The organism is Atribacter sp., assembly GCF_035418125.1.
In the GTDB taxonomy this organism is placed as follows: Bacteria; Atribacterota; Atribacteria; order Atribacterales; family Atribacteraceae; genus Atribacter; species Atribacter allofermentans.
The window spans coordinates 1-7,093 of the sequence record NZ_DAOLQM010000104.1; the positions used below are offsets into that span (position 1 = coordinate 1).

The 7,093-nt window shown below is 35.8% G+C and carries 8 protein-coding genes; 6 read left to right on the plus strand and 2 right to left on the minus strand.

Translation table 11 applies throughout. From position 1 onward, the window contains the following. Positions 1 to 164 precede the first annotated feature (164 nt). The gene (locus PLK24_RS06425) at positions 165 to 1,448 is read left to right on the plus strand and encodes a hypothetical protein (RefSeq protein WP_324477424.1); all 1,284 of its coding nucleotides are present in this window, start codon (positions 165 to 167) and stop codon (positions 1,446 to 1,448) included. A 7-nt stretch (positions 1,449 to 1,455) separates the two neighbouring features. On the opposite strand, the gene aroE is transcribed toward PLK24_RS06425, so the two are convergent. After that, positions 1,456 to 2,325: a shikimate dehydrogenase gene (gene aroE, locus PLK24_RS06430; RefSeq protein WP_324477426.1), complete on the minus strand. Its 870-nt coding sequence runs from the start codon at positions 2,323 to 2,325 to the stop codon at positions 1,456 to 1,458. A 308-nt stretch (positions 2,326 to 2,633) separates the two neighbouring features. On the opposite strand from aroE, the gene PLK24_RS06435 reads away from it, so the two are divergent. From PLK24_RS06435 to PLK24_RS06445, 3 genes are all read left to right on the plus strand, one after another. Beyond that, positions 2,634 to 3,299 carry an AAA family ATPase gene (locus tag PLK24_RS06435; protein WP_324477428.1) on the plus strand — a complete coding sequence of 222 codons (666 nt, stop codon included), beginning with the start codon at positions 2,634 to 2,636 and terminating at the stop codon, positions 3,297 to 3,299. 214 nt (positions 3,300 to 3,513) lie between these two features. Beyond that, a complete protein-coding gene (locus PLK24_RS06440; protein ID WP_324477429.1) occupies positions 3,514 to 3,786 on the plus strand; it encodes a hypothetical protein in 273 nt (90 codons plus the stop codon). Between the two features lie 254 nt (positions 3,787 to 4,040). Further along, complete coding sequence (locus PLK24_RS06445; RefSeq protein ID WP_324477430.1) at positions 4,041 to 4,217, plus strand: hypothetical protein; 177 nt, start codon at positions 4,041 to 4,043, stop codon at positions 4,215 to 4,217. A gap of 189 nt (positions 4,218 to 4,406) precedes the next feature. Here PLK24_RS06445 and PLK24_RS06450 read toward each other — a convergent pair whose 3' ends face one another. Then, positions 4,407 to 4,925: a CHRD domain-containing protein gene (locus tag PLK24_RS06450; RefSeq protein ID WP_324477432.1), complete on the minus strand. Its 519-nt coding sequence runs from the start codon at positions 4,923 to 4,925 to the stop codon at positions 4,407 to 4,409. A gap of 245 nt (positions 4,926 to 5,170) precedes the next feature. Between PLK24_RS06450 and PLK24_RS06455 the strand changes: the two genes are divergently transcribed. Both PLK24_RS06455 and PLK24_RS06460 read left to right on the plus strand, forming a co-directional pair. Beyond that, entirely contained in the window at positions 5,171 to 5,905 is a 735-nt protein-coding gene (locus PLK24_RS06455) for a DUF1638 domain-containing protein (protein ID WP_324477434.1), read from the plus strand. Between the two features lie 72 nt (positions 5,906 to 5,977). Further along, a complete protein-coding gene (locus PLK24_RS06460) occupies positions 5,978 to 6,625 on the plus strand; it encodes a hypothetical protein (RefSeq protein WP_324477436.1) in 648 nt (215 codons plus the stop codon). Positions 6,626 to 7,093 lie beyond the last annotated feature (468 nt).

The window sequence follows — 7,093 nt, forward strand, 5'->3', positions numbered from 1 at the left end:
CCTTACTGAATGTATCTCCTTATATTCAAATGGTTATCCGTGGTTTGGTTATTTTAGGGGCAGTTTGGATGAATATGTACCGTTATCGGGTAAAACGTTAAATTTGTTTATTTTCTTTTAAAGTACTGGTTGAAAAAGGCTTATATAAAAAAGGAGATGGAAAAATGAAGTATTTTGAAAACCTACTCCATTCAATAAAAGAGTTGCCAATTTTTGATGTTCATTCTCATATTTCAATCGATCAACCTCAGTGTCGTGACTTGTCCGACATCCTCTTTTATCATTTTATGAGACGGGAGCTTTACTCAGCCGGCCTAAAAGACGATAATTATTTGGTTTCTAATACTCCGTTTGAAGAAAGAATCGGGGAATTTTTTAAATATAAACCTTTGGTTGAAAACACAACTACCTTTTGGTGCATTAAAAAAATATTAAATGATATTTATCATGTAACTGATGGTGATATACGCCCTGACAATTGGAAAGATTTACAGCAACAAATTATTCAGAAAGGCAGAGATTTTTCCTACCCAAAATCGATATTGAATCGGATGAATGCTCAATGTTCACTCATTTGTGAAAATCATTGGAGCCAAGAAGGATTGGCAAGAAATCAGTTTTTAATTCCCTTATACGAAGATTTAGATCTTTTCCATTTTGACCCAACCCGAAATTTAAGCCTTCTTGATTTAATAGCTAAAGAGTATGGTGGTTTACCAGAGAATAGTGATCAAGCTCAACAGTCAATTTACGATTTCTTTAAAAAGAAATCCCAATCGGGGATTCGGTATTTTACCGCTTTTATCAGCTCGGCATTTCATTTAATAAAACCGGTTTCAGGTCAAATCAATGAAATTTATGATAAGAAAAAAACCGGAACTCAACTGAGTGCCGAAGAAAACCACATCTTATTTACCTGGTTATTTTATAGTTATTTAGAAGCACTCCAAAGCATTGGAACGCCAGCACAATTTGTTATTGGAGCGTATTGGGCTCGTCCTGGGATGAGATATGGCGAGTCCTATGTCTGGAATAATCATCAATTAAGTCTTGACCTCGTAGAAGTCTTTAAAGATTTCCCGAAGATTTCAATGAGTTTAATGTTTGCATCGCTTTCGATGGCACAAGAATTTACCATAATTGCCAGAATGCTACCCAATGTGAGTTTGCTCGGTTTTTGGTGGCATACTCTGATACCGAATATTATTGAACAATTAATTTCTCAAAGAATAGAATCCCTTCCTTCCAACAAGTGGATTGCCATTGCTACCGATGCCTATTCAGTAGAATGGGCTTATGGAAAGGTGAGTTTGGTTCTTCATTGTTTAGCCCGAGTTTTAAGCCAAAAAGTTGAAGAAGGATATTTTACCGAAAAAACTGCCATTGAATATGCTCGTCGGATTCTCTATGAAAATCCGCAAGAAATATATCAATTGAAACTAGATTGAGGGATGGTTATACCCCAAATTCTTTTGATAGAGCCTTTTTCATAATTTTGACGGGAGCATCTAAACCGGTCCAGAGTTTAAAACCAATTGCGCCTTGGTAAACTAACATTCCCAAGCCGTCCAGGGTTTTAGCACCTCGTTTTTCGGCTTCTTGTAAAAATTGGGTATGAGGTGGATTAGGAATGACATCACAAACAACCAGATTAGGTCTGATTGTGTCATACTGAATATTTGGTTTTTGACTGGTATTGGGGAAAAGACCAATTGAGGTTGCATTAACAAGGATATCGACAGGAGAAGGAAGGGGGAAGGCGGATGTCCAAGGCTCATAGTGGGCGTTAACAGGGGTTTTTTCCCGGAGAAGATTAACTAATTCTTCACCCCTTTTTGGGGAGCGATTAACGATAGTTATTTCTTTTACTCCAGCTAAGGAAAGTTCAACACTAATTGCTCGCGCAGCGCCTCCGGCGCCCAAAATCACCACTTTTTTCCCACGAGGGTCAGTTTTGGCATCAAGATTGAGAGAGGTAAGGAATCCCTTTCCATCGGTATTGGTTCCAATTAATTGGTTATCTCGCCGATAGACTGTATTCACCGCACCCATTAATTGAGCATCGTGCGTGACTTCATCTAAATATTTTAATACTTCAACTTTATGAGGAATTGTGAGGTTGATTCCCCGCATATTGAAAGCCCGGATTCCTTTTATGGCATCTTCTAAATCTGCAGGAAAGACTTCAATGGTCAAGTATCTCCAATTGAGATTTAAGGCGCGAAACGCTGCTTCTTGCATGATGATGGTTGGATTTTCATCAACAGGATGGCCGAAAACTCCTACTAATTCAGCCTTATAATTTAGTTTTGATAACTTATTCATTCATATCACCTCTTTCATTCATATTTTACTCAAAGAAGATCTCATTGTAACTAAGTATTAAATTGCCTTTTGATAAATTGGCTGTTGTAAAGATTAGTTTTACAATTACACTTTGAAAAAATCCATAATAGTGAAATTTATATTTTTTTCACAAAAAAAGACCTTATGATTTTTACTTAGTAGTTAAATATTAAAAACTACTGTCATATATTTTTATATATATTGACATCTGTCAATTATATTGATAGGATTGGAAGTGATAGAAAATAGCTTTTAAAAACTAAAAAATTGAAGGAAGTGGGATTACGATGGCCATAGTTTTGCGTCCTCGCCAGCAAAATAACCAAACAATTTCAATTGGATTCAGTGGAGCAGCAGGGGTTGGAAAAACTACTTTGGTGAAAGAGCTTTTTAGCTATTACAAGAAACAAGGATTGATAGTGGATGTAATCAATGAGGTAGCACGTGACATATTCTCTATTTATAGTCAAACCCATGGTGTGAGAACTCTTGAAGAAATGCGATTGATTCCAGAGCTATATCTCATGTTTCAAAATGATGTATTGGAAATCCAGATTACTCGAGAAATGAGAATTCGAGAAAAATCACCCGAACTCTTATTACTCGATCGAACCGTTTATGATAATTATCTTTATACTCTTTTGTATTGTCGAAGGAGTGACCATTCGGAGTTATTTGATAGGATAACGAAAAGATTTTATGAATACCTTATATCACAACCCTATCAGCAAATTATTTATCTTTTACCCCATGGAACCAAGAATTATGATGAATTTCGCGCCAGTGAAGATTTAAACAACCAAGAGGTTCAGGATGTAGTTTTAAGGTTACTTACCAGTTTTTCATTAGATCGTATAAAATGGGTTACTACGACTTCTCTTGAAGAAAGATTTGGGTATTTGGTTTTCCTTATTGATGGTTGGTTGAAAAAGAAAAATTTATTACCAGTGTAAATGCATTTATAAGTTTAATCAGTGCTTTTATCTCTTATAAAAAAAAGAGTTATGCATCGATTTATTGTTCCTGCTCATCATGTGATAGAAAAGATTGTGTTATACTATGAATTGCGACTCAATTCTCATCAAATAATTATTATGAGTATAAGCTTGAAAGACGAAACCGACTATACTCAAAACCAATTTCGAATTAATATGGGGAGGATATTAAATGGATGCATTAAAACTTGCTGGATTGTGGAAAACAAGAGATAGAAATGGGAATGTTTTTTTAAGTGGTCGATTAAACACCATGAATAAAATTCTCATATTACCCAATACCGGCAAACAGAAGGATGAGGATCCGGATTATTTTTTTTATATTGCACCCCTTAAGCCAAGGCGGCCTGATGGATCTAGAAAAAAGGAAGGAAATCCTCGTGAAATTCGTAGAAATGTAGCGCAAGATAATACTCAAAAAAACTCTGAACCAGCTGAATCTTAAATTGATGAATTATATAATTATTTCTAGGTCAAGCCTAATTAATTAAAATACGTTTCTTTAATAGAATCTTTTAGGTTAGAGCGAAGGTATCTGGAAATTTAGCTATTTCCAAGAGTAAGTCATTTTTGATGAATTAAAAAAGTATAGCTTTGGAGTAACGAATACGAATAAATATTTCGGGATAAATTAAAAAATATATACAAATTTGCGTTACAATTAAGATAGAAAATAAATTTATTGGGAGGAGGGGTATTATGGCTTGGCAAATAGAAAAAAATTCAGAAAAGAAAATCTGCTTCATATGTGGATTTGCAATTCAACCTTATGTACCCTGTGTATGCCGCGAGGAAGACGAAAAAGTTGTCGAGTGTGCTCATCTTTCCTGTTTCAAAAAACAACACCCAGAAGAATTTGAACAACTTCAAAAATAATGTGGTAGTCATTAATAGAGTGAGTATAACTTCAAGATTTTAATTATTTTTCTGTGAATAAGAAGGGATAGAATAAACAAATCTTGTAGTTCCTGAATATTGCATCAGGTAAGTAATTACTCCGTCAAACGTGGTTAGGTGAATAGTTCTATATGATATTGGTTTTTTGGTAAGTTGTTCTTTTTTTAATTAAGGATTGGGTAATAGCTGACCCCTTAACTCTCCAATTTGATGAAGTAAAGTATCAACCTGCACAAAAACTCTTCGGTTTTCTATTTCTTGGATTAATGTAGAAAGAGGGAATCCTTTTAATCTACCCGCCAGTCGATCTTCAGTAATAATTCCTTCGGCAAGAACCCCCTCAAATAGTCCTTTATATTTTAACGGAGTTGGTGGAGGAGTTTCTGGAAAAAGCCACACAATTAGAGAACCTTCTTTTCCTGGAGAACCCAAACGTAAAGTTACCATTAACACATCATAAATATTATAAACTTCAACTCGATAGCTGATTTGATTCATTTCTTGGTTCAAACCAAAAAAAGCTTTTCCAAAGGCTCCGGTATTTTGTGGCGGTATAGCCTCATCTCCAGATAGAATTGCCACATATTGATAATTTTGGCTTATTGGAATAGGTTCAATTGCCAGGGTTGTTAATGTTCCCAAAAAGATTAGACTCAAAACCGCCAAGAGGAAAGTGTAGGTTTTCATTTTTAACCACCTTTTTCTTGTGATTATTCAAGACAATAAAACTGTTTCTGGTAAATTCAAAGCAAGCTGTGAATAAGGTGCTGCGGAGAAATATAATGTCTTTTTATAAAAAATGAATATCTTTTTCTAATTCTTATTATACAATATCAGAAGAATTATTTTAGGCAGGTAAAACTGCAGCGCTTGTTGCCAGGATTGAATTTTAATTGAGGAATTAATTTTTTAAAGAGAGCGAGGAGTGTTGGATGCAATATTTATTAATTGCCTGTGATATTTTTGTAAGAGAAGTTTCTTATATCATTGCTTCTTCCTTAAGTACAATTAACGTTAAATTCTTAGAAAAAGGGCTTCACGAAAGACCTGATTACCTTAGAGAAATTTTGCAGAGAGAAATCGTCCAAGCCAGCCAGGGTGAATATAATTATGACGCGATATTGCTCGCCTATGCCTTATGTGGAAATTCAACCAAGGGGATCATTGCCAAAGACCTTCCGGTTGTTATCCCAAAGGCTCATGATTGCATTACTCTTTTTTTGGGTTCGAGAGTGAAATATCTTGATGAATTTAATAATCATCCCGGAACCTATTATTACACACCGAGTGCAGTAGAAAGAGGGTATGCAGTTGGGTCGGAAACCAATGAAAATTTAGAAAGGAAATACCAGGAATACCTTGCAAAATATGGAGAGGATAATGCTAAATATTTAATGGAAATTGAAGAAGGTTGGATGAAACACTATAGTTACGCTGCCAGTGTTGATTTCGAGTTTTTTCGTTTTTTAAATTATCATGACCAAGTTAAAGAAATTGCCCAAAAAAAATCTCTTCAATACCGAGAAATTGCCGGGGACCTCAATTTATTAGAGAAGCTTCTTAATGGAGATTGGAATCATCATGAATTTCTTGTACTACAACCCGGACAGCAAGTGGAAGTAACCAACGATGATTCAGTTATTGCTGGAGTTGATATTCAGAAGTAAACTTGTTTTTAATCAATATTTTATTTTTAGGTATTAAATGCATTTATGAAATGTTAGAAGGAGGGTTATTCAATGCTCTATTTAAGAAGTTCTCGGAATTGGTTAATTAGCTTTACAGCGTTGCTCTTTTTTTTAATTGTTATACCAGCAAACGCAGATGATTCGACAATAAGCTTACCGCCGTTGAATCCATCACCTTTAATTGAATCTGCTCCAGGCGGGCTTCCTCAAATGGAAACCGGTGAACAACTCCCATCATTTGATCAACCCAATATAAATGTATTTAAGGACCCTCAAGGGAAATACACTATTACCTTCCCTCAAGGAACAACACAACAACCAGGCCCCGATGATGATATCGTTGCTTTCTCACTTCCCGATCAAGCCAAAGCCTATATACCCAAAGTAGCTAATCCGGAAGCAAACCAAGAGGCATTTTTAGACATTGAGGATGATATTTTAGGTCAAGGTGGCAATAAGGTTGGTCAAAGCATCATTCAAGTTGGAGATCGAACTGCTCAGGTTAATCTTTATGGAATGGAGGGAAGCGCGCTATCTGATATGACCGGTGAGGAATTTACCCAGAACCTAATGTATGCAATTGTTATGGTGCTATATCCGAATACCAATCTAATGACCATTATAATTCTTCCCAAGGATACTTATAATAATGCGCAATCCTGGATTTTGGAAACGATTAAAGGTGTGGTTTTTCAATAGAATAGACCCTCATGCTGCTTAGCAACACCAGATGACAATGAAAATACCAGGGATTCAACCTGCCATAGCAGGTTGCTACGTTAATTAAAGAATGGGCACAATTCATTGTGCCCCTACGTTTTTTTAATTCTTTGGTAGGAGCTTGATTTATTATGCCCATTCTAAATCCGTCATTGCGAGGAGACCAACCGTTTTTTGGTTGGACGACGTGGCAATCTCATTCTTAAAAACAGTGAGCCGTGAGTCGAATAAAAGAAACAGCGATTGATGATCATAACAACTATCTGGTGATCCTTTTTAGAAAGACTTGAAGATTTCATACTTAATCATATTTTTGAATTAAAAAAGAAAAAGATGAGATCCTCACGCCATTAGATACTGAGGGGGAGAGGGCGCGAGGGGGAGAAGGGGAGAAAATTTGAGGATGGGACCCTCACGGCTTCAAAAAACGAAGCCTCAGGATGACGG

What these genes read in the sequence shown, in the direction of transcription:
- PLK24_RS06425 (WP_324477424.1), top strand. Translation starts at nt 165, where the DNA reads ATGAAGTATTTTGAAAACCTACTCCATTCAATAAAAGAGTTGCCAATT.
- aroE (WP_324477426.1), bottom strand. Translation starts at nt 2,325, where the DNA reads ATGAATAAGTTATCAAAACTAAATTATAAGGCTGAATTAGTAGGAGTT.
- PLK24_RS06435 (WP_324477428.1), top strand. Translation starts at nt 2,634, where the DNA reads ATGGCCATAGTTTTGCGTCCTCGCCAGCAAAATAACCAAACAATTTCA.
- PLK24_RS06440 (WP_324477429.1), top strand. Translation starts at nt 3,514, where the DNA reads ATGGATGCATTAAAACTTGCTGGATTGTGGAAAACAAGAGATAGAAAT.
- PLK24_RS06445 (WP_324477430.1), top strand. Translation starts at nt 4,041, where the DNA reads ATGGCTTGGCAAATAGAAAAAAATTCAGAAAAGAAAATCTGCTTCATA.
- PLK24_RS06450 (WP_324477432.1), bottom strand. Translation starts at nt 4,925, where the DNA reads ATGAAAACCTACACTTTCCTCTTGGCGGTTTTGAGTCTAATCTTTTTG.
- PLK24_RS06455 (WP_324477434.1), top strand. Translation starts at nt 5,171, where the DNA reads ATGCAATATTTATTAATTGCCTGTGATATTTTTGTAAGAGAAGTTTCT.
- PLK24_RS06460 (WP_324477436.1), top strand. Translation starts at nt 5,978, where the DNA reads ATGCTCTATTTAAGAAGTTCTCGGAATTGGTTAATTAGCTTTACAGCG.